Origin of the sequence: Nocardia sp. NPDC050413, assembly GCF_040655475.1 — a bacterium.
Lineage (GTDB): Bacteria > Actinomycetota > Actinomycetes > Mycobacteriales > Mycobacteriaceae > Nocardia > Nocardia coubleae.
The window spans coordinates 1,228,428-1,252,147 of the sequence record NZ_JBFAJZ010000001.1 but is presented as its reverse complement, the minus strand read 5'-3'; the positions used below and the strand labels follow the sequence as shown (position 1 = coordinate 1,252,147).

The following is a 23,720-nucleotide window of genomic DNA, read 5'->3' as shown; positions in this document are numbered from 1 at the left end:
TGCCCGGGCGCTGCTCGGGGAGTCGTGACACACCAGAACGGAGTGCTTGATGAGTTCATTGGCCACCGACCGCGTCAGCTCATGCGTCACCGACGAGGACTCGAGCCAGCCGTTCGCTTTGTCGCCCGGTCAGACGGCGCTGTGGTACGCGCAACGGATCAGGCCCGACATTCCGCTCACGATCGCCCACTACGTGGAACTGCACGGTGATCTCGACCCGGGCAGGCTGCTCTACGCCATCGAGCGATTCGGCGCCGAATCCCAGGTGGGACACGTGCGCCTACTCGAGATCGACGGCGTACCCCATCAGCGGGTCGATCCGAGCTGGCGACCCGGCTGGGCCCGCATCGACCTGCGCGGCGAGCCCGATCCGCGCGCGGCCGCGCTACGGTGGATGAACGAGCACGCCAGCACGCCCATCGACATGGAGAACGAGCCGCTCACCATCAATGTGGTGCTGCGCATCGGCGAGCGCGACTGGTTCTGGTACGAGCGCGGTCACCACATCGTGATCGACGGATACGGGGCGATGAACGCGCTCGCGCGCACCGCCGAGATCTACACCGCGATCGGCGAGCAGCGCGAACCCTCCGTGTCGCGCGCCGCCGCACTGGTCGACCTCTACGCCGACGAATCGCGCTACCGCGAGTCCAGCCGTTTCCACGCCGACCGCGAGTACTGGATGCAGCAGCTCGCCGGTGTCGGCGAGCCGATGACGCTGTCGTCGGTGACCGCGACCGGCGACACCCACGATCCCGGCCGTCACCGCGCGACCGCTGTGCTCGACACCGACCTCGACACCCTGCTCACGCAGGCGATCACCGCGCACAACTCGGCCAATTCCGCGCTCATCGTCGCCGCCCTCGCCGCCTACGTTTGCTCGGTCACCGGCAATCCCGACGTGGTGCTGAGCCTGCCCGTCTCGGCGCGCACCACCGTGGCGTTGCGCCGCTCGGCGGGTGTGGTGTCCAACGTCGTTCCGCTGCGCGTGCGTTTCGACGAGAACACCACCGTCGCCGACGTGGTGCGCCAGACCGAGCTGCAGATCACCGGCGCCCTGCGGCACCAGCGCTACCGCTCCGACGACATCCGCCGCGACTGCGGCTACTCGCGCGACGCCCGTGGCTTCTTCGGGCCGATGGTCAACATCATGCTGTTCCACGACGAGCTGAAATTCGGTGACATCACCGGTCAGCTGCACGTGCTGGCGACCGGCCCCGTCGAAGACCTCTCCATCAATATCTACAACGGCGACGGCGGCCGCATCCAGCTCGACTTCGAGGCCAACCCCCGCCTCTACGGCGAGGCCGAGAACTCGGCGCATCACGCCCGCTACCTGGACTTCCTCGCCCGGTTCCTGGCCGCCGCCCCCGACAGCCCGGCCCGTGCGCTCAACGCCATCACCGCGACCGAACGCGACCGCGTGCTGCGGGAATGGAATGCCACCGAGATCCCGGTGCCCACCGGCACGCTCGTCTCGCTGTTCACCGATCAGGTGCGACGCAGCCCGCACGCCGTCGCGCTCGAGTACGGTGACCGCGTCATCGGCTACACCGAACTGTCCGAACGGGTGAACCAGCTGGCCCGCGAACTCATCGCGCGCGGTGCGGGCCCGGAGACCACCGTCGGATTGTGCCTGCACCGCAGCATCGAGATGGTGATCGGCATGTACGCCGTGCTCGCCACCGGCGCCGCCTACCTGCCGATCGATCCGGAACATCCGGTCGATCGCATCGATGCCGTTGTGGCACAGGCGAAGCCGGTATGTGTGCTGACCGCCGCTCGCGACGGTGTACGGCTGCCCGCGGGTGCTGTGCGCGTGGATCTGGACACGCTCGACGTCACCGGGCACGACATCGCCCCCATCACCGACGCCGACCGCCGAGCGCCGCTGCGGCCCGAACACCCCGCCTACGTCATCTTCACCTCGGGCTCCACCGGTAAGCCGAAGGGGGTGGCGGTCACGCACGCCGCCATCGTCAACCGGCTGCGGTGGATGCAGGCCGAATACCCGCTCGACCACAGCGACGCCGTGCTGCAGAAGACCCCGGCCACCTTCGACGTGTCGGTCTGGGAGTTCTTCTGGCCGTTGCAGGTCGGGGCGCGGCTGGTCGTCGCCGCACCCGGCGGGCACCGCGATCCGGCGTACCTGGCGCGGATCATCACCGAGAAGTCCGTCACCACAGCACATTTCGTGCCGTCCATGTTGTCGTTGTTCGTCACCGATCCCCGCGTGCGCGGCGGCGCGAACCTGCGGCGGGTGTTCTGCAGCGGTGAGGCCCTGCCCGGCGCCACCGTCGCCCACTTCCATGCCGCTCTGCGCGGGCCGGAACTGCACAACCTGTACGGGCCGACCGAGGCCGCGGTCGACGTCACCTACTGGCCGTGCCCGGTCGGGGCGACCACCGTGCCGATCGGGTCGCCGGTGTGGAACACCAAGACCTACGTGCTCGATCCGCAGCTGCGCCCGGTTCCGCCCGGCGTGGTCGGCGAGCTGTACCTGGCGGGCACCCAGCTGGCGCGCGGCTACCTCGGCAGGCCCGATCTGACGGCCGACCGGTTCGTCGCCAACCCGTTCACCCCCGGGCAACGCATGTACCGCACGGGCGACCTGGCCCGCTGGCAGCTCGACGGCGGTGTCCTGGAATACCTGGGGCGCACCGACTTCCAGGTCAAGATCCGTGGTCTGCGCATCGAACTCGGCGAGGTCGAGTCCGCGCTGCTCGCCCAGGGCGGTATCGCCCGTGCCGTCTGCGTGGCACGCACCGGCCGCACCGGCGACGACGAACTCGTCGCCTACGTGGTCGCGGCGCCGGGCGCCGCCGCACCCGAGGTGGCGGCCTTGATGGCGGCGCTGCGCCGGGCGCTGCCCTCCTACATGGTGCCCTCGGCCTTGGTCGTGCTCGACGAACTGCCGCTGAGCGCCAACGGCAAGGTCGACCGCAAGGCACTGCCCGCCCCCGAGGTGGGTGTGCGGGTGACGACGGGCGCGGACGCACCGCAGACCGAGCTGGAATGCGCGCTCGCCGAGATCTTCACCGAGGTGCTCGCGCTCGACGGCACAGGAATCGGCGTGCAGGACAGTTTCTTCGACCTCGGTGGCAACTCGCTCGTCGCCGCGCGCGCCGTCGCCAGGATCAACACCACCCTCGACGCGAGCATCAGCATCCGGCACCTGTTCGAGTACTCGACCATCGCGTCGCTGGCCGAGTACATCAGCACCCACCGGCCCGAGACCTCCACGCCCGAACTGGTTCCCGCGACCCGGCCGGAACGGGTGCCGCTGTCGCTGGCCCAGCAGCGGCTCTGGATCCTCAACCGGTTCGCCGAACACGCCGCCGCCTACAACATGCCGCTGGCACTGCGGCTGACCGGTCGGCTCGACCTCGCCGCCCTGCGGGCCGGCCTGCGCGACGTTCTCGACCGCCACGAAAGCCTGCGCACCAGCTTTCCCGACGGCCCCGATGGCCCATACCAGCTGATCCATCCAGCCGCCGCCGTGGCGCCCGATCTCGTCGCGCACGACGTGGACGGCCGGATCGACGACCTCGTCGCCGAGGTCGCCGGTCGCGGCTTCGACCTGCGCGGCGAGACTCCGCTGCGGGTGGTGCTGTACCGCCTGGCCCAGGACGAACATCTGCTGGTCGTGGTGCTGCACCACATCTGTGGCGACGGCTGGTCGGTCGCGCCGCTGGCCAGGGATCTGATGACCGCCGTCGCCGCCCGCGCCGAGGGCAACGCGCCACGGTGGACGCCACTGCCCGTGCAGTACGCCGATTTCGCACTGTGGCAACGGGAACTGCTCGGTGACGAGACCGACCCGGAGGCACCGCTGGGGCGTCAGCTCGGGCACTGGCGCCGGGCCCTCGCCGGACTGCCCGATCAGCTCGACCTGCCGCTCGACCGCCCGCGCCCGCTGCGACGGACCACCGGCGGCGACACGGTCGCCTTCACCATCGATGCCGAAACACGCCGGGCAGCAGCCCAACTCGCCAGCGGCCGCGGGGTGAGCATGTTCATGGTGCTGCACGCCGCATTGGCCACCGTGCTCGCGCGTGTGTGCGGCAGCACCGACATCACCATCGGCACCCCGATCGCGGGACGCTCCGACCCGGCGCTGGACGAACTCGTCGGCATGTTCGTCAACACCCTCGTGCTGCGCACCGAGGTCGACCTCGGCGCCGGTTTCGACCGGGTGCTCGACCAGGTCCGCGAAACCGACCTCGACGCCTTCGCCAACCCCGACGTGCCCTTCGAACGGCTCGTCGAACTGGTGAACCCGGACCGGTCCACCAACCGGCATCCGCTGTTCCAGGTGATGCTGTCCTACGACCGCACCCCCGAGCTGCGCGTCGAACTGCCCGGTGTGGCCGCCGAACTCGTGCCGGTACAGACCGGTGTCGCCAAGTTCGATCTGCAACTCGAGGTGCGCGACAACCACGATGACGGCCCGCTGTATGCCGAATTCGGTTATGCCACCGATGTTTTCGACCGCTCGACCATCGAGGCCATCGCCCGCCGGTTCACCACCATGCTGCGGTCCGCGCTGGCCGCGCCGCAGGAACCGATCGGTGACCTGCCCCTGCTCGACCGTCGCGAGATCGCGCGGCTCGTGCCCGTGGCGGGCGCACCGGCCGAACCGGCCGACACCCTCGCCCGCCTGCTCGCCGATACCGCCCAGCGCCTGCCCGATTCGGTCGCGGTGCGTTATCTCGGGCTCGACACGACCTACCGGGAGCTCGACGAGCGCTCGAACCGGTTGGCGCGCAGCCTGATCGCACACGGCGCGGGCCCCGAGTCGGTGGTGGCGGTGGCGTTGCCGCGTGGGTTGGAATCGATCATTGCCATCTGGGCGGTCGCCAAGACCGGTGCCGCGTATGTGCCGGTCGACCCGGCGTACCCCAGCGAGCGCATCGCGCACATGATCGGCGACTCCGGTGCGGTGCTGGGACTCACCCTGCCCGAACACCTCGCCGCGTTGCCGACCACCGTCGGCAAGCACCGCCGGGCACCGGAATGGCTGGTGTTCGGGACCGCCGCCTTCGAAGCCGACTGCGCACACCGCTCGGCCGCGCCTGTGCGCGACATCGAGCGCACGCACCCGATGCGGCCGACCCAGCCCGCGTACCTGATCTACACCTCGGGCTCCACCGGTCTGCCCAAGGCGGTCGTCGTCACCCATGCGGGCATCTCCTCGCTGGCCAGCGAGCAGACCCAGCTGTTCCGGGTGACCGATGCCGCCCGTACCCTGCACTTCTCCTCACCGAGTTTCGACGCCTCGGTGCTGGAGCTGCTGCTCGGCTTCGCCGCGGGCGCGACCGTCGTCGTCGCCCCGGCCGACCTGTACGGCGGCGCCGAACTGGCGGGATTCCTCCGCTCGGAGCGGATCACGCACGCCTTCATCACCCCGGCCGCCCTGGCGACCGTGCCCGCCGGTGAGTTCCCCGAACTCAACACCGTCATCGTCGGTGGCGAGGCCTGCTCCGACGAACTGGTCGACACCTGGGCCGGTCGCTACCGGATGCACAACATGTACGGTCCGTCGGAGGCGACCGTCGCGGTCACCGCGAGCGCCGCCATGGTGCCCGGCGAGCCGGTGCCCCTCGGTGTGCCCGTGCGCGGGATGCGCTTGTTCGTCCTCGATTCCCGGCTGCACCCGGTGCCGCCGGGGACTCCGGGTGAGCTGTATGTGTCCGGTCCCGGTGTGGCACGCGGGTACCTGGGCAAACTCGGGCTCACCGCACAGCGCTTTGTCGCGAATCCACACGGCCGGGTGGGCGAAAGGATGTACCGGACGGGCGATCTCGTGGTCGCCGACGCCACCGGACGCCTGCGTTTCCTCGGGCGCGCCGACGACCAGATCAAGATCCGTGGCTTCCGTATCGAGCTGCGTGAGATCGACCATGTGCTGCGCGAACACCCGGGGGTGCGCTCGGCGACGACCGTGGTGCACGTCGATGAACACGGTCAGCAGCGGCTCGCGTCCTACATCACCGCCGACGGGCCGATCGAACCGTCGGCCGTGCTCGACACCGCGCGCGGCAGGCTGCCCGGTTACATGGTGCCCGCCGCGCTGGCGGTGCTCGACCGGATGCCGGTGACACCGGCCGGCAAATTGGACCGGAAGGCCCTGCCCGCTCCGGAATTCGCGGCGGCAGGCGGATCGCGCGCACCGCGTACCCACCTCGAGATGCGGGTGGCCGCGGTGTTCACCGAGATCCTCGGCAGGCCGGTGCCCGGCGCGGAGGACAGCTTCTTCGACATCGGCGGCAACTCGCTGCTCGCCACCCGGCTGGCCGCGGCGCTGCACGCCGACTTCGAGGTGGATCTGCCGGTACGCCAGATCTTCGAGGCGCCGACGGTGGCGGGCATCGCCGGTCTGATCGCGGAAGCGCCCCGGACGCAGCGGGTGGCGCTGGCGGTACACACCCCGCGCCCGGGACGCATACCACTGTCGCTGCCGCAGCAACGACTGTGGTTCCTCAACCGATTGTCACCCGAATCCAGCGCCTACAACATCGCTTTCGTCTTGCGAATCGGCGGCGATCTGGATATCGACGCCCTGCGCGGCGCGGTCACCGACCTGGTGCAGCGCCACGAGGTGCTGCGCACGGTCTTCCCCGAGGACCTCTCGGGCGCCCAGCAGGTGATCTTGCCGACGGCCGGGTCGGTGCCTGCGATCGAGCCCGTCGACACCGATCCCGCACGGGCGGAGGAGGTGCTCGCCGAGTTCGCCAGGCAGGGCTTCGACCTGACCCACGAGACGCCGTTGCGAGTCTCCTTGCTGCGCACCGGGACTCAGGAATACCTGCTCGGCGTGGTCGTGCACCACATCGCCGCGGACGGGTGGTCGCTCGGCCCGTTGACCAAGGATCTCGCGGTGTCGTACGTGGCGCGCGCCGGCGGCAGTGTCCCGGTGCGTGAACCGCTGCCGGTGCAGTACGCCGACTTCAGCCTGTGGCAGCGGGCCGTGCTCGGCGCCGAGGACGATCCGGACAGCATCGCCGCCACCCAGCTCGCGTTCTGGCGCGAGACGCTGGCCGAACTGCCCGACGAACTGCCGTTGCCGTTCGACCGGCCGCGTCCGGCCGAACCGGTGGGCACGGCGGCCACCGTGACGTGCCCGGTGTCGGCGCCGTTGCGTGCGGCGATGGAGGAGCTGGCGGCCGACACCGGTGTCAGCCTGTTCATGGTCGTCCGTTCGGCGCTCGCGGTGCTGCTGCGCGGGGTCACCGGCGGTCGCGACATCCCGATCGGCACCCCGGTCGCCGGACGCACCGACATCCAGCTCGACGAGCTGGTCGGCATGTTCGTCAACACCCTCGTGCTGCGCTCCGACGTCGACCCCGGCGCCAGCTTCACCGAACTCCTGCATGCCGACCGCGATTCGGAGCTGGCCGCGCTCGCGCACGCCGACCTGCCGTTCGAACGGGTCGTCGACGCGCTCGGCCGCGACAGCCGGGCCAACAACCGGCACCCGCTGTTCCAGGTAGCGCTGAGCATGCAGGACGACAGCGCACCGGAACTGGAACTGCCCGGCCTGCGGTTGCGCGCCGAGGAGCTCGACATCGCCCGCGCCAAGTTCGACCTGGAACTGCGGGTGGCTCCCGACGGCGACGGCCAGCGTTTCGAATTCGTCTACTCCACCGAGCTTTTCGACCGGGAGACGATCGAGACACTGGCCACCCGGTTCGCGGCGATCCTCACCCAGGTGACCGCCGACCCGCGCAGGCTGGTGTGCGATATCGACCAGCTCACCGTCGCCGAACATCGCGCGCTCGTCCCGGCGCAGGGCCCGGCGTTGGTCACCCCGGTGGTGCTGTCCGACATCATCGACCGGGCCGCCGACTGGTACCCCAGCAGGCCCGCGCTGCGCTGGTTCGCCGGCGGCAGCGTGGCGGGCGAGGTCGGTGAACTCGACTACGACGAGGTGGCTCGCCGTGCCCACCGGCTCGGTCGCGCCCTCATCGCACGGGGGATCGGCACCGGCGATCGGGTCGCCGTCGGCCTCACCCGCTCGCTGGACTGCGCGCTCGCCATCTTCGGCGTCGCCGCGAGCGGTGCCGCGTTCGTGCCCGTCGACCCCCGCTACCCGGCCGACCGGGTGCGGCACATGCTCACCGACTCCGGTGCGCGCGCCGTGCTCACCACCAGCGCCGACGCCCCCGCCCTGCGCGAGGCCGCCGGACCGCTCGACACCCGGTGGCTGCTGGTCGACGACCCCGACCTGCACACCGAGCTGGCCGGATACGACGACGCCCCGATCCGCGACGCCGAACGCATCCGCCCCATCCACACCGCCGACCTGGCGTACCAGATCTACACCTCAGGTTCCACCGGTCTGCCCAAGGGCGTCACCGTCACCCACGGTGGTCTGGTCAGCCTCGCGCTCGACCTGCGCGAACGGATGGGCCTCGACCGGTTCGCCAGGACGTTCTTCTTCTCCACCCCCAGCTTCGACGTGTCCGTGCTCGACATGCTGCTCGCGGTGTACTCCGGGGCGGAGATGGTGATCGGTCCGATCGACGTCTACGGCGGCGACGAACTCGGCGCCCTGCTGGAACGGGAGGAGATCACCCATACCTTCCTCACCCCCGCCGTGCTCGCCTCGATCGACGCGAGCCGCTGGCCGCTGCCGCGCCTGCGCGGGCTGATGGCCGGTGGCGAGGCCGTGCCGCCGGATCTGGTGGAGAACTGGGCGCCCGGGCGCCGATTCGTCAACGCCTACGGGCCGACGGAGTTCACCGTCATCGCAGCCATGTCGGAGCTGCGGGTCGGTGTGCCGGTGACCATCGGTACACCGGTGCGCGGATCGCGGGCCCTGGTGCTCGACGAACGGTTGAAACCGGTCGTGACCGGGGTTCCCGGTGAGCTCTACATCGGTGGCGCGGGTATCGCTCAGGGCTACCACCAGCGGTTCGGGCTCACCGCCTCGCGCTTCGTCGCCGACCCGTGCGGGCCCGCGGGCAGCCGGATGTACCGCACCGGCGACGTGGTGCGCTGGACCGCCACCGGCGAGCTGGACTACCTGGGCCGTAGCGACCACCAGGTGAAGGTGCGCGGTTTCCGTATCGAGCTCGGTGAGATCAGCGCCGTGCTCGGCAGCCACCCCGATGTCCGTTTCGCCCACACCGAGGTGCGCACCATCGCGGGTGACGACCGGATCGTCGCCTGGGTGCAGCTGGGTGAAGGCGCGGTCCCGGCTGATCTGGCCGACGTGCGCAATCACGCCGTCAAACACCTGGCCGGGCACATGGTTCCGGCCTCGCTGAACCTGATCGACGCCGTGCCGCTCACACCCGTCGGCAAGCTCGACCGGACGGCGCTGCCCGAACCGGAGTTCACCGTCGCGGCGGGCCGCGCCCCGCGCACCGAGTCCGAACGCCTGGTGGCCAGGGTGTTCGCCGAGCTGCTCGGCGTCGAGGACGTGTCGGCCACCGACAGCTTCTTCGACATCGGCGGCAACTCGCTGCTGGCCACCCAGCTCGTCGCCCGGCTGGCGGCCGCGAGCAATGTGCGACTCGAGGTGCGTACCGTGTTCGCCGCACCGACCGTCGCCGAGCTCGCGGCGCTGGTGGAGACCGGGCCGTCCGGCGACGAAGGCCGCCCGGACCTGGTGAAACAGGATCGCCCGGAACGGATCCCGCTCTCGGCGGCCCAGCGCAGGCTGTGGTTCCTCAACCGGTTCAACGCCGGTGCGCAGGACCAGTCCGCCGGTGCGTACAACATCCCGGTGGTGCTGCGGTTGCACGGTCCGATCGACCTCGACGCACTCATCGCCGCCCTACACACGGTGCAACGCAGGCACGAGACGCTGCGTACGGTGTTCCCGGAAACCGCGGGCGAGCCCGAGCAGCTGGTGCTCGACCCGCAGCTCGCGGCGGTCACTCTCTTCCATGCGAGTGCGACACCGCACGAGGTCGACGCCGCCGTCGCGCGTTTCGCCGCGCCTGGCTTCGACCTGTCGGTCTCGGTGCCGTTGCGGGCCGCGCTCATCACCGTCGACCGCACCGGGCTGCCGGTGCCCGCCCAGGCCAAACTGGCCGTCGCGGGCTCTCAGGAGCACGTGCTCGTGCTGGTGGTGCACCACATCGCCATGGACGGGTGGTCGTTGGAACCGCTCGCCGCCGAGGTGGCCGCCGCATACCGTGGCATCCGCACCGGTGAACCGTTCGGCGAACAGATCCCCGAGATCCAGTACGCCGACTACACGCTGTGGCAGCAGCAGCTCCTCGGCACCGAGGACGACGAGAACTCGCTGATCCGCAAGCAGCTCGACCACTGGCGCGACACCCTCGACGGGCTGCCCGAACTGCTCACCGTGCCCGCCGATCGGTCGCGCCCGCCGGTGCCCTCCTACCGGGGCGGCACCGTCGACTGCACGGTCGACGCCGCCACCCACCGGGCGCTGCGCGGGATCGCCGCCGCCAACAACGTCAGCATGTTCATGGTGCTGCACGCCGCGCTCGCGGTGCTGCTGCACCGGGTGACGGGCACCGACGACATCGTCGTCGGCACCGCCAGCGCGGGTCGTGGTCATCCGGCGCTCGACGCGCTGATCGGCATGTTCGTCAACACCCTCGTGCTGCGCACCGAGGTGTCCGACGACCGCGCCTTCGTCGACCTGCTGCGCACCGTGCGCGACCGCGACCTCGATGCCTTCGCCCACGCCGACCTGCCGTTCGAGCGGCTGGTCGAGGTGCTCAATCCCGCGCGCTCGCAGGCGCATCACCCGCTGTTCCAGGTGATGCTCTCGGTGCGCAACAACCCGGTGCGGATGCTGGAACTGCCCGGTCTGCGGATCGAGGCGGTCGACGCCGACGCAGGCATCGCCAAGTTCGATCTGCAGTTCACCTTCACCGAGACCCACACGGGCGATCGCGTCGGTGACGGCATCACCTTGTCGGTGAACTACGCCGCCGACCTGTTCGAGGAGGTCACCGCGCGCCGCCTCGGCGACCGCCTGGTGCGGCTGCTCACCGCTGTCGCCGCCGACCCGAACACCGCCGTCGGCGACCTGGCCCTGCTCGACGCGGTCGAGTGGACCGCGCTGGCACCCGTCCACGGTGCCCGGCCCGACACCCCGGTCACCCTGGCCGAGGTGTTCGACGCCGCGGCGGCGCGGGCCCGCGACGGTGTGGCGCTCAGCGCGGGCGACACCGTGGTCACCTACGACGCCCTCGACCGCTGGACCAACCGGCTCGCCCGGTTGCTCATCGGCCAGGGCATCGGCCCGGAAAGCCTTGTCGCGCTCGGTATTCCGCGATCGGTCGAGTCGGTGGCGACCATGCTGGCCGTCGCCAAGGCCGGTGCCGCGTTCGTACCGGTCGACCCGAACTATCCGGCGCAGCGGATCAGTCACATGCTCACCGACTCCGGCGCCGCGATCGGGCTGACGCTGCTCGCGCACCGCGACCAGCTGCCCGGTGACTGCCGGTGGCTGGTGCTCGACGACCCACACACCCGCGCCACCGTGCTCGGCACCGACGACGCGCCGATCACCGACGCCGACCGGGTCCGGCCGCTGCGCCTGGCCAACCCGGCCTACGTGGTGTACACCTCCGGGTCGACCGGCACCCCGAAGGGTGTGGTGGTCACCCACGGCGGCATCTCGAACTTCGCCGCCGAATGCGCCGACCGCTACGACGTGCGACCGGGCAGCCGGGTGCTGCACTTCGCCACCCCGAGCTTCGACGGGTCGATGCTCGACATCCTGTTCGCGCTCGGTGGGGCGGGCACCCTCGTCATCACCCCCGCGGGCATCGTCGGCGGCGAGGAACTGCGTCAGCTGTTCATCCGGGAGCGGATCACGCACGCCTTCATCACCACCGCCGCGCTCGGCACCGTCGATCCGACGGGTGTGCATTCGCTCGCGCACATCCTCACGGGCGGTGAGGCGCTGCCGCCGGACCTGCTCGCCCGCTGGGCGCCGGGGCGCAACTTCTACAACGTCTACGGGCCGACCGAGACGACCATCGTCACCCTGATGCCGCAACCGATGAGCCCGCAGGGCCCGATCACCATCGGCGGTCCCATCCGCGGTGTCTCGGCCACGGTGCTCGACCGGCGGTTGCATCCCACCCCGATCGGCGTCACGGGCGAGCTGCAGCTGGCCGGTGCTGCGCTGGCCCGCGGCTACCACAATCGGCCGGGGCTCACCGCGCAGCGTTTCGTCGCCAATCCGTACGGTGCGCCCGGTGAACGCATGTACCGCACCGGTGACCTGGTGCGCTGGCGTGACGGCAGGAAGTCGGCGCTCGACGTGGAGTACGTCGGCCGCACCGACCACCAGGTGAAGGTGCGTGGGTTCCGGATCGAACTCGGCGAGATCGATGTGGCCTTCGCCCGGCACCCCGACGTGGAGCTGGCGCTGACCGTCGGGCACACGACTCAGGCCGGGGTGACCGCGCTGGTGTCGTATGTGAAGGCCCGCGCGGGTGCGTCGCCGACGGTGCCCGAACTGCTCGAGCACATCGGTGCGCACGTGCCCAATTACATGGTGCCGCAGGCGATCATGCTGCTCGATGAGGTGCCGCTCAGCCCGGTCGGCAAGCTCGATCGCGCCCGGCTGCCCGAACCGGTGTTCACCGCCTCGGGTGGGTACCGCGCGCCGGTGACTCCCGCCGAGGTGGCGCTGTGTGCCGCCTTCGCCGAGGTGCTCGGGGTCGAACGGGTCGGCGCCGACGACGGGTTCTTCGAACTGGGCGGCAACTCGCTGCTGGCCACCAAAGTCGTTGCGGCACTGCGTGAGCAGGGCTACGAGATGCCGGTGCAGATGATGTTCGGCGATGCCACACCGGCCGCCATCGCCGCCCGGCTCGACGGCGCCGACCCGGCGGAGGTGATGGCCGCCGCCCTGGAACCGGTGCTGCCGATCCGCCCGTCGACCGGACCACACGACACCCCGCTGTTCTGTGTGCACCCCGCCATCGGCCTGGCCTGGTGCTACTCGGGGCTGCTCGCACACCTGGCTCCCGATCGTCCCGTGTACGGCCTGCAGGCCCCGCACGTGTCCGGTCAGGACAGCTTCACCTCCATCCCGGAGGCCGCGGGGCACTACGTGGCCAATATCCGGGCGATCCAGCCGCACGGGCCGTATCACCTGCTCGGCTGGTCGCTCGGCGGGCTCATCGCCCAGGAGATCGCGGTGCAGCTGCAGGAACTCGGCGAGGACGTGGCGCTGCTGGCGATGATGGACAGCTACCAGCTCGGTGACCGCTGGCTCGACACCGCGATGCCGAGCGTCGCCGATATCCTCGGCGAGTTCGGTGCCGACCTCGTCGACGGCGCACCACTGCCCGCCGACCTCGACCTGCACGAAGCGGCGGATCTGCTGCGGGCACAGCCGGGGCCGTTCGCGGCGCTGTCGGTGGACAATCTGCAACGCCTCTACACCGGGTACGCCGACGGGACGGTGATGGCCAACGCGTTCCGGCCGCGCAGCTTCGACGGCGACCTGCTGTTCTTCACCGCGGCGGCGGACGAGATCAACGCCGCCGATCCCGCCAGGCGGGCCGGTTCCTGGCAACAGTTCGTCACCGGCACCATCCACAACCACGACCTGCCCTGCAGGCACGCGGCGATGACCACACCGGAGGCGCTGGCGGCGATCGGCCCCGTGCTGCACCGTCACCTCGACGGGGTGCCCGGGATCACCGTGTGCGGCGGCGCCGAGAAGGAGATGCGTCCGTGAGTCTGGCGGTAGAAGTGCGTGGCCTCGCCAAGAGTTTCGGCAAGGTGCGCGTACTGAAGGAGATCGACCTCGAGATACCGGCGGGCACGGTGCTCGGCCTGCTCGGGCCCAACGGCGCGGGCAAGACGACCACCGTGCGGATCGTCACCACCCTGCTTCGCCCCGACGCGGGCACGGTGCGGGTGGCGGGGGTCGACGTGCTGGCCGACCCGGCCGCGGCCCGCACCCGCCTCGGGTTGTCCGGCCAGTACGCGGCGGTCGACGCGAACCTGACCGGGTACGAGAACCTGCGCATGGTGGCGCGCCTCTACGGCATGTCGAAGAAGCAGGCCACCGAACGTGCCGACGAACTGCTCACCGCGCTCGGTCTCGACCACGCGGCGAGCCGACGCGCGGGCACCTACTCCGGCGGTATGGCCCGGCGCCTCGACCTGGCCGGTTCCCTCGTCGCGCGGCCGCCGGTGGTCGTGCTCGACGAACCGACCACGGGCCTCGATCCTCGGGGGCGCCTGGACATGTGGAAGGTGATCGGCGACCTCGTCGACGACGGCACCACGGTGCTGCTCACCACCCAGTACCTGGAGGAAGCCGACCTGCTCGCCGACCGGATCACCGTGATCGACAAGGGCACCGTTATCGCCCGTGGCTCCGCCGACGAACTCAAGACCTCCATCGGCGGCGACCGGCTCACGGTCACCCTGGCCGCCGGGCAGAGTCCCGACCTCGCGGTCTCGGTCCTCGATCAGGTGGGTGTCGGCACGCCGATCCACGAGCCGGGCAGCGACGAAGTATCGGTGGTGGTCGGCAACGGCTCCCGCACGATGGTCGAGGCCCTGCGCCGGCTCGACGACGCGGGGGTGTGCGTGCTCGACGCCGTCGTGGTCCGCCCGACCCTCGACGACGTGTTCCTCTCGCTCACCGGAACCCCGGCCGAACCGGCCACCGAACCCGAAACCGACGACGTGCCAGAGGAGATTCTGTCGTGAGCGTGGCCCCCGACGTCGAGGCGGACAACGACACCCGCGAAATGCCCATCGCCTCGGGCAGCTCGCGGCCCGCTGCCGCCGACCAGACCCCGCCGCGTGCCCGGTTCCTGCGCGACAGCGCGATCGTGGCCTACCGCAACCTGCTCACCATCCTGCGGGTGCCGACGCTGCTGGTGACCGCGACCATCCAGCCGCTGATGTTCGTGTTCCTCTTCGCCTACATCTTCGGCGCGTCCCTCGGCGGCGACCAGTACCGCGAGTTCCTGCTCGCGGGCATCTTCACCCAGACCGTGGCGTTCAATGCCGCGTTCACCACGGTCGGCCTGGCCGGTGACCTGCAGAAGGGGATCATCGACCGGATGCGAACGCTGCCGATGTCGCGGCTCGCGGTGCTGATGGGCCGCACACTGTCCGACCTGGTGGTCAACGTCGCGAGCCTGGGGGTGATGGTGATCTGCGGGTACATCGTGGGCTGGCGGATCAACGGCAGCATCGCCGACGCCGCACTGGCCTTCGCCATCATCCTGCTGTTCGCTTTCGCCATGTCCTGGGTCGGCGCGTTGACCGGGCTCATCTCGCCGACCGTCGAGGTGGCGCAGAGCGCGGGCCTGATCTGGATGTTCCCGCTGTCGTTCATCTCCTCGGCGTTCATCTCCGCCGAAACCCTGCCCGGTCCGCTGCGCACCATCGCCGAATGGAATCCGATCACCGCCGTCTCGGCCGCCGGACGCAAACTGTTCGACAACTCCGCACCGCCGTCGTTCGCCCCGGCCACCGGCTGGGCGGCCGACAACTGCATCCTCTACGCGGTGATCTGCTCGCTGGTCATCCTGGCCGTCGCCATGCCCGCGGCGTTGCTGCAGTACCGAAAAGTGGCCAGTCACTGACGAGCTGAAACGGCGAAGGCCGCCTTCCCGAGGGGAGGCGGCCTTCGCCGTTGTCGCCTGTGCTAGCCGCGGCGGCGGGACTTGAGCAGGTCGAGGCGCTCCTTGAGCAGCTCCTCGAGCTCCTCCTTGCTGCGACGCTCCAGCAGCATGTCCCAGTGGGTGCGCGGCGGCTTCACCTTCTTGGTTTCGACCGAGGTGCCCTCCATGAGCTGGCCCTCCTGGCCGTTACGGCACAGCCAGGTGGGCGGGATCTCCGCGTCGTCGGCGAACGGGACGTCGAATTCCTCACCGTTGTCGGTGCGGTAGCGGGCGATCCGGCGCGGGGCCAGGTCATGGTCGCGATCGGTCTCGTAGCTCACCGCTCCGAGCCGACTGCCCCGGAGTACGCGATCTGCCATGTGTGCTCCTGTGTTTTTGGCGGCTGGCGCCGCGTGGTTGGTCGGCCTGTTCCCCGCACCCTCTGGTCAGTCCAGATCGAGGCGGCCGACAACCGGTACGTGGTACTACCGTTCAACGCGCGGGAAGACTGAACTGTTCCATTGTAGTCGCTCTGGCCGGGGTGGCCGTCGGACCCACTGGGTGAGTGCCCGCTCAGCGAGACCTGAACCGCCGGATCGGTCGTCGGGCCGCTAGGGTTTCGCAGCATGTCGCGCAGTCGCCTGCTGTCCTGCTCGTGGTGCGGGCGGGAGATCGTCGATTCCGAATCGGGTCGGCGTCGCCGCTATTGCCGTCAGTCGTGCCGGCAACGTGCCTACGAGCACCGCACGAGTCTCAAGGGGACGGGGATTCCCGAGGACGCGGTGGTGCTCACCGCCCAGGAGGCCGCCGATCTGGCCGACCGGTGGTTCGCGGCGCGCTGCGCGGCCGAGGACGTGGCGACGGCCGTGGCCGAGGGCGCGGATCAGGCCGAGCTGGCGCAGTTGAGTGCGACGCTCGTGCAGCTGACCAAGGAAGCCGAACGCCTGCGCTGACAGTGGCTAGGCCGGGTCGGCCGGTGTCTCGCGGGAGCGCAAGTAGATCGCGGCGACACCGGCGGCGACGAACCCGATCAGCCCGAGCGCCGCGCCGACTGTTGCCAGATCGGGTCCGGTCAGCGGCTGACCCCGCAGTGCCTGCCAGAACACCAGAGTGAGCAGTCCGGCGTAACCCATGGCGGCGACGCCGACCAGTGCGGCGCGAGTGCGCTCGGTCCGCAGCCACCGATAGCGGGCGGCGAGCGCGGTCAGCGCGACGGCCAGGACCAGCAGCACCTGGATGCCGTGCAGTCCGACGAAATGCGGGATCCGCAGATCGCCACCGGTGGTACTCCAGTGGGTGATCGGCATCGCGCCGAGCCCGTCCCGGGCGGCGTCGGCGGGGGAGCCCGGCGCGACCGTGTGCCCGGCCATCAACCCGATCACGGTGCCGTCGGCCTGACGCACCAGCTGCGCGCCGGTGAAGCCCATCAGATACCCGAGCATCATGCCTGCCACCGCCAGCCACAACCCCGCCTTCAAGGCGATCGCGGTCGGACGATCGGTGAGCTTCTGCCACGAGATGATCACCACCAGAACGAGATTCGCCAGAAACAGGCCGGGTACACCGGAGGCGAAGACCTGCTGACCGATCTGATTGACCGGGTCGGCGGCGGTATTGAAATGGCTGAAGGTCCCGCGCGCCGCCTGCAGCGCGATGAACCCGACGTCGAGCACCCCGGTGACCGCGAAGACGGTGCCGAGCCACCAGGTGGCCCGCCGACCCCGATGCGGCAACCGCAGTATCCAGGCCAGCGTCATGCCGTAGACGGCGAACGCGAAACCGAACTTCGCAGGTTTGAGCCACACCGATTCACCGAGCAGCAACCGGTCGTCGACGACCATGCCGATCATCGACACCACGACCAGCGCGGACATCAGGGCCGAATTGACCAACAGTGGGCCGTGCCAGGGTGCCTGCTCGCTCCTGGGCCTGGTCTGGAACCGGAAGCGGGAAAGGGTCTGGGTGAGGTCGATCGTCGCCATGTCCCGACGGTAGAAATACCCTGCGCCCCAGCACCTCCCGCTGCGGAACGGTCCGGGTACCCCTACCGCCGTACTATGCCGACCTCACCCCTGGCTCACCCGTGGGACCACCCCTAGAACTCGGTGCGTGCCCCACCCTCGAGCGAGCATTCGGCGCGGTGACCTTCCAGGGTCGCGCGGCCGCCGGAGTGTCAGCTATTGCTGGAGACGTGCGTCCAACGGAATCTGTTGGGCAACAAGGGAAAGCGCAGTCGCCAACGGAATCCCCGCCGAATTCGGTTCCGGGGTGTCCGGCAGGAGCTCGGTGAGCAACGGCGCCCACTCGTGGCGTCGCGCGGGAAAGCAACGATCGAGGAGATCCCGCATGATGTCGGGGGCGATGGAGGCGCCGGGGGAGGCGCCGAGCAGACCGGCGATGGTGCCGTCGGCCCCGGTGATGAGTTCGGTACCGAACTGGAGTTCCCCGCCGAAGCGCCCGTCGGGTTTCACCAGTTGCGCGCGCTGACCGGCCTGGATCAGCTCCCAGTCGGCGGCGTCGGCGGTGGGACAGAACCGCTGCAACTCGGCGAACTTGTCCCGACGCGAAGCCAGGAGCTGACCGAGCAGATAGCGCCCGAGGTGCAGATTCCGCAAACACGCGGACAACAGTGGCACCACATTGTGCGGGCGCACGGTGGTGAACAGGTCGGTGAGAGACCCGTGGCGCTGCAGCCGGGTGCTGAAAGTGGCGTACGGGCCGAACATCAACGCGGCCGACCCGTCGACCTCCCGCCGATCCAGATGCGGCACCGACATCGGCGGTGCGCCGAGCGAGGCCTGGCTGTACACCTTCGCCTCGTGCTCGGCGACCACATCGGGATTACCGGTCCGCAGGAACTGTGCGCCCATCGGCAGCACCGCGTACCCGCGCACCTCGGGCAGCCGGGCCCGCTGCAGCAGCCGCAGCGCGTAACCGCCCGCGCCGACGAACACGAACCGGGTGCGAACCAGGAACGTCCGCCCGGAATCCAGATCGCGCCCGCGCACGGTCCACAGCCCGTCGGCGCCGCGTCGTAAGCCGGTGATCTCGCGGTGCAGCCGCACCGGATTGCCCGCCTCGGTCATCGTCGCCAGCAACGCCCTGGTGAGGGCGCCGAAGTCGATATCGGTGCCGCCGGTGTGTCGGGTCGCCGCCATCGGTTCGTCGTCGGCCCGTCCACGCACCAGCAGCGGCGCCCACGCACCGATCACCGCGCGATCCTCGGTGTACTCCATCTCGGCGAAGGCGGGCAGCTCGCGCAGGGTGGCCCAGCGACGCCGCAGGTAAGCGATATCGCGGTCGCCGAAGACCACCGTCACGTGCGGTGTCGAGGTCAGGAAGGCCCCGAGGGGACTGCGCTCGGCCGACGGGTGGGCAGCATCCTGGTCGGGGAACGCGCCGCGTGTGGCCAGCGCCGACCAGAACCGCCGGGACAGGGCGAACTGCTCGGCGATCCGCGCGGCCGTGCTCGCGTCGTCGGGATCGGGCATGTAGTTGAGTTCGCACAGCCCCGAGTGCCCGGTGCCCGCGTTGTTCCACGCACCGGAACTCTCGGCCGCCGGTTCTCCGAGTCGCTCGAACAGCGCGATCGACCAGTCCGGAGCAAGGGTGCTCAGCAGCGCGCCGAGGGTGGCCGACATGATGCCGCCACCGATCAGCACCGCGTCGAGAATGTCGTCCCCGCAACCGGATTCGTGTGTCCTGGCATCCATGTCGAACCTCCCGATAGCCGTGTACCGCCATCGTCGGGCCGCCACTACCGATCCGTCCAATACGGAATCGCGGGGCATATGATCCGGATATGGATGAATACGGCGCGCAGGCCGTGGCGCCCTTGCTCGCGGCCTTCGACGCGGCCGCCGAGGAGGGCAACTTCACCCGGGCGGCGCAGCGCCTCGGGGTGCCCCAGTCGTCACTGAGCCGCCGGATCAAGACACTCGAACAGCATCTCGGGGTGACGCTGTTCCAACCGTCGGGGCGCGGCGTGACGCTCACGCCACAGGGTCGTGACCTGCACGAACGAACGCGCGGCGTACTGCGCGCGCTCGACGACGCCGTGCGCCGCGTGCGGGCCGACGCCGACCCGGAGACCGGTCTGGTTCGGTTCGGATTCCCGCTCACCCTCGGGCCGATCAGCGTCCCCGCGTTGCTCGCCCAGTTCCACACCCGCGCGCCCGGCATCCGCCTGCACCTGGTGCAGGCACACGGTGAGGCGCTGGCCGAGCAGGTCCGCGACGGCAGGCTCGATCTGGCGGTGATGATCCCGCCGCCCGACGACCTGCCGACGGTCGTCCTCGGGCGCCAGCGCATCGACCTGCACGTGGCCCGAACCCACCCGCTGGCGGGACGCTCGCGGGTGGCGCTGACCGAGCTCTCCGATGCGGCGTTCATCGCCAACCCGCCGAGCTATCAGCTGCGATCCCTACTCGATTCCTGGTGCGCCGCAGCGGGTTTCACCCCACGCGTGCTGTTCGAGATCACCGAGTTCGAGACGCTGCGCGCGCTCGTCGCGCTGGGGCTCGGCGTGGCGCTGCTCCCACCCGCCGAGACACCGCACCCCGATCTGGCCGTGGTGCCCATCGATGGCGAACGCGACCGCGAGATCGGCCTGGTCTCGGGAGACCATGGGTCGACGCTCGCGGTCGCGCGGCTTCGGGATTTCCTGATCGCCGGTCGGGCGGCGATCAGTGGGTGGTGAGGATCAGTCCTGCGGGACGCCGACGTCGATACCGCGCGCGGCGAGCCACGGGTGCGGGTCGATCGGGGCGCCGTAGAGCGAGCCGTCCGGCACGTGCACTTCGTAGTGCAGGTGGGGGCCGGTGGACTGGCCACGGTTACCGACGGTGGCGATGACGTCGCCGGCGTTCACGTGCTGGCCCGGCTGGACCAGGATCTCGTTGACGTGACCGAACACGCCGATGGTGCCGTCGTCCTGCTGGACGCGGACCCACAGGCCGAACCCGGAAGCCGGACCGGTCTCGATGACGGTACCGTCGGTGACGGCGAAGACCGGCGCACCGATCGGGTCACCGAAGTCGATGCCGTTGTGCGCGGCACCCCAGCGGGGGCCGTAGTAGGAGGTCAGGCGACCGTTGACCGGTCGAACGGTCTGCGGGCGCGGCGGCGGGGGCGGCGCGATGAAGGGCAGCGGAGCGGGCAGCGGCGGCAGCGCGGCCTGGATGGCCTCGCGGTGCTCTTCCCAGGCCACCGGTGCGGCGGCGGGGGTCTCGGCCTGCACCTCGGGCGCGGTAGCGGAGGTGAAGCGGGCCTGCGAAACGCCGAGGGCGTCTGCCGAAGACGCCGCGACGGCGGTGGTGGTAGGGGTCTCGGGGCCGCTGAAAGCGGCGGCGGACGTTCCCACGAGTGCGGACAGGGCCACCGCACCCGCGACAACGCCTCCCAGACGACCGGCGAAGGCGTCGGAGATTCGGGCGGATAACGGGTTGGTCACGAACATGTCTCGAAGGTAGCCAATTTGTAACCGACGCGGCGAATCCTGTGGCTGCCATCACGAGCGGACAAAACGCCAGTTGATCTATAACAATCGCGTCTCGAAAGCGCGAATTCCGGGGAGCGACCGGGTGAAATACCGTGACCACAAGATCGTTGCCGACCAGGCGTTATCCGCGCACACTTGTTCAGTGGACGCTAACGGAGTTCGGGCAATCACCGCGTTATCCGACGCGACCCGGCGCGCGATCTTCGAGTCGCTGCCGCAGGGCCCACGCTCGGTCGCCGAGTTGGCCGAGGCCACCGGTATCACCAGCTCGGCCGCCTCCCAGCACCTGCGCGTCCTGCGCGAGGCGCACCTGGTGAGCATGCGCCGCGACGGCAACCGCCACCTGTACTCACTTGATCCGCGTGGTCTCAACGACGCGCGCGACTACCTCGAACAGTTCTGGCCGAGCGCGCTGGCCGCGCATGCCGCCGCGCTGCGCGCCGCCGGTCAGCCGACCACTGCCGTACCGCCCACCGCCGGTCAGCCCACCCGGCGATAACGCGAGCGACTCGACTCCGCCCAGTCCTGCTTGTCGAGTTGCGCGTCGACCGCGGCGATCACCTCGGGCACGCCGATGCGCAACAGGCCCGGATCGGGGGTGCGGGCGTCGGGATCGCCGACCTGCCCCGCCCACAGCACCGCGTGCCTGCCGAGCAGGTGCGCGGGCGGACCGCCACGGCGCGGGGGAGTGGGCCCGAACAACAGCACGGTCCGGGTGCCGAAGGCGGTGGCCAGATGGGCGACGCCGGTATCGCCGCAGATCACGAGGGCGGCGCCGGCCACGGTGGCGGCGAGATCGGTGAGGTTCTGCCTGCCCGCGAGTACCCGGTCGTCGGGCAATCCCGCCTGCGCGGCCACCTGCACGGCGATGTCGCGTTCGAAGGGATCTCCGGTGAGCACCACATCGCGGCCGAGGACCATCAGGTGCCGGACCACGGCGGCGAACCGTTCCGGCGGCCAGCGGCGCGCGGGTGCACCGGCGCCGATATGCACCACGACGCAGTCGCGACGGCTGATGGAGGCAACAGGGGGGACCAGCCCGAGATTGCGCCGATCGGCGGCGATGCCCTCGCTCTCGAGCAACTGACACCACCGATCCGCCACATGGGCCTCGGGATCCCAGCGCGGCCCGGTGAGGCGGGGCAGGCCCGGCGTCCGGTGCCCGATGATCCGCTTGGCGCCGGTATCGGCCAGCGCTCGCGCGCTCGCACCGTCCGGGCCGTGCAGATTCACCGCCAGCTCGGGCGCGGGACCGTCCCAGATCAGGGCCGCCGGATCGGCGGTGGCGACGAGTTCGTCGACCGAGGAGATCAGGTCGACGATCTGTTCGAGGCGATGGGGCGCGGCCAGCACGATCCGGCTGCCTGGTTCGGCCCGGCGCAGGGCACGCAGAGCCGGGACCGCGGCGAGCAGATCACCGAGTCCACGAGCTTGCAGCACGAGTACAACCGACACTCCCATCACCTACCCGGGACCGGAACGCGCCAAACGTTCGCAGTGGCAATGAGGTGTCGCTCGTCACCGCGCGCCGCGTCCCGCCCCGTTCGGCGACGGGTTGTGTGCCGCGACACGATCACAGCTTCAGCAACTTTCAAGGGAATGAGAGCTGGCGGGCATAACATCTCGTCATGACGACAAATACCGTGTTGGAGAGCCCATTTACCGCGCTTGCCAAGAAAACCTGGCAAACAATTCTGGTCACCGGTCTTCTCGCGGTGGTCCTCGGCATCATCGTGCTCGTATGGCCCGGTCCGTCATTGCTCGTCGCGGGCGTGCTTTTCGGTATTTATATGGTTGCCAGCGGTATTTTCCAGCTGGTCGCCGCGTTCACTCATCTGCCGAGTACGAGCCTGCGGGTGCTCTCGTTCATCAGCGGTGTGCTGTCGCTGATCATCGGTGTGTTCTGCTTCCGCGACGACCTCACCTCGATCGTGTTGCTCGGCTTGTGGATCGGCATCGGCTGGTTGTTCCGCGGCATCACCGTGCTTTTCGCGGCGATCTCCGAACCCGGCATCCCCGGCCGCGGCTGGCAGATCTTCTACGGTGTGCTGAGCGCGATCGCCGGTGTGATCCTGATCGTCTGGCCGATCAGCTCCATCGCCACGCTGGTTCTCGTCGTCGGTATCTTCCTGATCGTCATCGGCATCATGGAGGTCGTCACGGCGTTCGGGATGCGCAAGGACGCGCACCTGCTCGACCAGGCCACCCGCTAGCCGCATTCGTCCACAATGGCCGGCACCATCGGGTGCCGGCCATTGTCGTGTGAACTACCCTCGGCAGTCATGGAATTCGTTTACGACCTGGTGGTCGTCACCCATCTGCTCGGCATGGCCGCGGTGGTCGGTGGGTATGTCGCGTCGCGCCCGGTGGTCTCGGAACTGATGGTGTGGGGCGCCCGCGCCCAGCTCGTCACCGGCGTGATCCTCGCGGGCCTCGCCTCCGGCGTCGAATCGCTGGACAAAGAACCCGACACGACGAAACTGGCCGTGAAACTCGTCATCTCGATCGCGGTGGCCGGGTTCGCCGAAGTCGGCCGGGCCGATGCCAAGCGCGGCAAGCAGGTCGGCTGGATGACCGATGCCGCGGGCGGACTCGCCATCGTCAACGTGCTGGTCGCCGTGCTCTGGAACTGACCG

Annotated in this window: 13 protein-coding genes; 8 read left to right on the top strand and 5 right to left on the bottom strand. The window is 69.9% G+C overall.

The genetic code is table 11. From position 1 onward, the window contains the following. Positions 1 to 49: 49 nt before the first annotated feature. The 3 genes from AB0I19_RS05925 to AB0I19_RS05915 are packed head-to-tail and all read left to right on the top strand — an operon-like array spanning position 50 to position 15,566. Positions 50 to 13,693, top strand: coding sequence for an amino acid adenylation domain-containing protein (locus tag AB0I19_RS05925; RefSeq protein ID WP_357145000.1), 13,644 nt, complete (start codon positions 50 to 52; stop codon positions 13,691 to 13,693). After that, positions 13,690 to 14,679 carry an ATP-binding cassette domain-containing protein gene (locus AB0I19_RS05920; protein ID WP_067492211.1) on the top strand — a complete coding sequence of 330 codons (990 nt, stop codon included), beginning with the start codon at positions 13,690 to 13,692 and terminating at the stop codon, positions 14,677 to 14,679. Before AB0I19_RS05925 ends, AB0I19_RS05920 begins: the two co-directional genes overlap by 4 nt. After that, complete coding sequence (locus AB0I19_RS05915) at positions 14,676 to 15,566, top strand: ABC transporter permease (RefSeq protein WP_357144996.1); 891 nt, start codon at positions 14,676 to 14,678, stop codon at positions 15,564 to 15,566. Before AB0I19_RS05920 ends, AB0I19_RS05915 begins: the two co-directional genes overlap by 4 nt. A 62-nt stretch (positions 15,567 to 15,628) precedes the next feature. Here the strand turns inward: AB0I19_RS05915 and AB0I19_RS05910 are convergent, their stop codons facing one another. Continuing rightward, on the bottom strand, positions 15,629 to 15,964 hold the full coding sequence (locus tag AB0I19_RS05910; protein WP_067492212.1) for an RNA polymerase-binding protein RbpA: 336 nt from the start codon (positions 15,962 to 15,964) through the stop codon (positions 15,629 to 15,631). Positions 15,965 to 16,210: 246 nt separating this feature from the next. Between AB0I19_RS05910 and AB0I19_RS05905 the strand changes: the two genes are divergently transcribed. Beyond that, on the top strand, positions 16,211 to 16,537 hold the full coding sequence (locus AB0I19_RS05905) for a hypothetical protein (RefSeq protein ID WP_067492213.1): 327 nt from the start codon (positions 16,211 to 16,213) through the stop codon (positions 16,535 to 16,537). Between the two features lie 6 nt (positions 16,538 to 16,543). Here AB0I19_RS05905 and AB0I19_RS05900 read toward each other — a convergent pair whose 3' ends face one another. Beyond that, complete coding sequence (locus tag AB0I19_RS05900) at positions 16,544 to 17,566, bottom strand: hypothetical protein (RefSeq protein WP_357144993.1); 1,023 nt, start codon at positions 17,564 to 17,566, stop codon at positions 16,544 to 16,546. 195 nt (positions 17,567 to 17,761) lie between these two features. Then, a complete protein-coding gene (gene mqo, locus AB0I19_RS05895) occupies positions 17,762 to 19,297 on the bottom strand; it encodes a malate dehydrogenase (quinone) (RefSeq protein WP_357144990.1) in 1,536 nt (511 codons plus the stop codon). Between the two features lie 89 nt (positions 19,298 to 19,386). Between mqo and AB0I19_RS05890 the strand changes: the two genes are divergently transcribed. Then, the gene (locus tag AB0I19_RS05890) at positions 19,387 to 20,283 is read left to right on the top strand and encodes a LysR family transcriptional regulator (RefSeq protein WP_357144987.1); all 897 of its coding nucleotides are present in this window, start codon (positions 19,387 to 19,389) and stop codon (positions 20,281 to 20,283) included. A gap of 3 nt (positions 20,284 to 20,286) precedes the next feature. Here the strand turns inward: AB0I19_RS05890 and AB0I19_RS05885 are convergent, their stop codons facing one another. Then, the gene (locus tag AB0I19_RS05885; protein ID WP_084456271.1) at positions 20,287 to 21,042 is read right to left on the bottom strand and encodes a M23 family metallopeptidase; all 756 of its coding nucleotides are present in this window, start codon (positions 21,040 to 21,042) and stop codon (positions 20,287 to 20,289) included. 184 nt (positions 21,043 to 21,226) lie between these two features. On the opposite strand from AB0I19_RS05885, the gene AB0I19_RS05880 reads away from it, so the two are divergent. Beyond that, a complete protein-coding gene (locus tag AB0I19_RS05880) occupies positions 21,227 to 21,583 on the top strand; it encodes a metalloregulator ArsR/SmtB family transcription factor (protein ID WP_357144984.1) in 357 nt (118 codons plus the stop codon). Here the strand turns inward: AB0I19_RS05880 and AB0I19_RS05875 are convergent. Continuing rightward, positions 21,565 to 22,539 (bottom strand): glycosyltransferase family 9 protein, encoded by a 975-nt coding sequence (locus tag AB0I19_RS05875; protein WP_357144982.1) that lies wholly within the window; start codon positions 22,537 to 22,539, stop codon positions 21,565 to 21,567. The genes AB0I19_RS05880 and AB0I19_RS05875 overlap by 19 nt on opposite strands. Positions 22,540 to 22,712: 173 nt before the next feature. Here AB0I19_RS05875 and AB0I19_RS05870 point away from each other — a divergent pair, with 173 nt between their 5' ends. Further along, complete coding sequence (locus tag AB0I19_RS05870; RefSeq protein ID WP_357144979.1) at positions 22,713 to 23,297, top strand: HdeD family acid-resistance protein; 585 nt, start codon at positions 22,713 to 22,715, stop codon at positions 23,295 to 23,297. A 69-nt stretch (positions 23,298 to 23,366) separates the two neighbouring features. Continuing rightward, a complete protein-coding gene (locus AB0I19_RS05865; protein WP_067492221.1) occupies positions 23,367 to 23,717 on the top strand; it encodes a hypothetical protein in 351 nt (116 codons plus the stop codon). The last annotated feature ends 3 nt before the right edge of the window (positions 23,718 to 23,720 follow it).

What these genes read in the sequence shown, in the direction of transcription:
- AB0I19_RS05925 (WP_357145000.1), top strand. Translation starts at nt 50, where the DNA reads ATGAGTTCATTGGCCACCGACCGCGTCAGCTCATGCGTCACCGACGAG.
- AB0I19_RS05910 (WP_067492212.1), bottom strand. Translation starts at nt 15,964, where the DNA reads ATGGCAGATCGCGTACTCCGGGGCAGTCGGCTCGGAGCGGTGAGCTAC.
- AB0I19_RS05905 (WP_067492213.1), top strand. Translation starts at nt 16,211, where the DNA reads ATGTCGCGCAGTCGCCTGCTGTCCTGCTCGTGGTGCGGGCGGGAGATC.
- AB0I19_RS05900 (WP_357144993.1), bottom strand. Translation starts at nt 17,566, where the DNA reads ATGGCGACGATCGACCTCACCCAGACCCTTTCCCGCTTCCGGTTCCAG.
- mqo (WP_357144990.1), bottom strand. Translation starts at nt 19,297, where the DNA reads ATGGATGCCAGGACACACGAATCCGGTTGCGGGGACGACATTCTCGAC.
- AB0I19_RS05890 (WP_357144987.1), top strand. Translation starts at nt 19,387, where the DNA reads ATGGATGAATACGGCGCGCAGGCCGTGGCGCCCTTGCTCGCGGCCTTC.
- AB0I19_RS05885 (WP_084456271.1), bottom strand. Translation starts at nt 21,042, where the DNA reads ATGTTCGTGACCAACCCGTTATCCGCCCGAATCTCCGACGCCTTCGCC.
- AB0I19_RS05870 (WP_357144979.1), top strand. Translation starts at nt 22,713, where the DNA reads ATGACGACAAATACCGTGTTGGAGAGCCCATTTACCGCGCTTGCCAAG.
- AB0I19_RS05865 (WP_067492221.1), top strand. Translation starts at nt 23,367, where the DNA reads ATGGAATTCGTTTACGACCTGGTGGTCGTCACCCATCTGCTCGGCATG.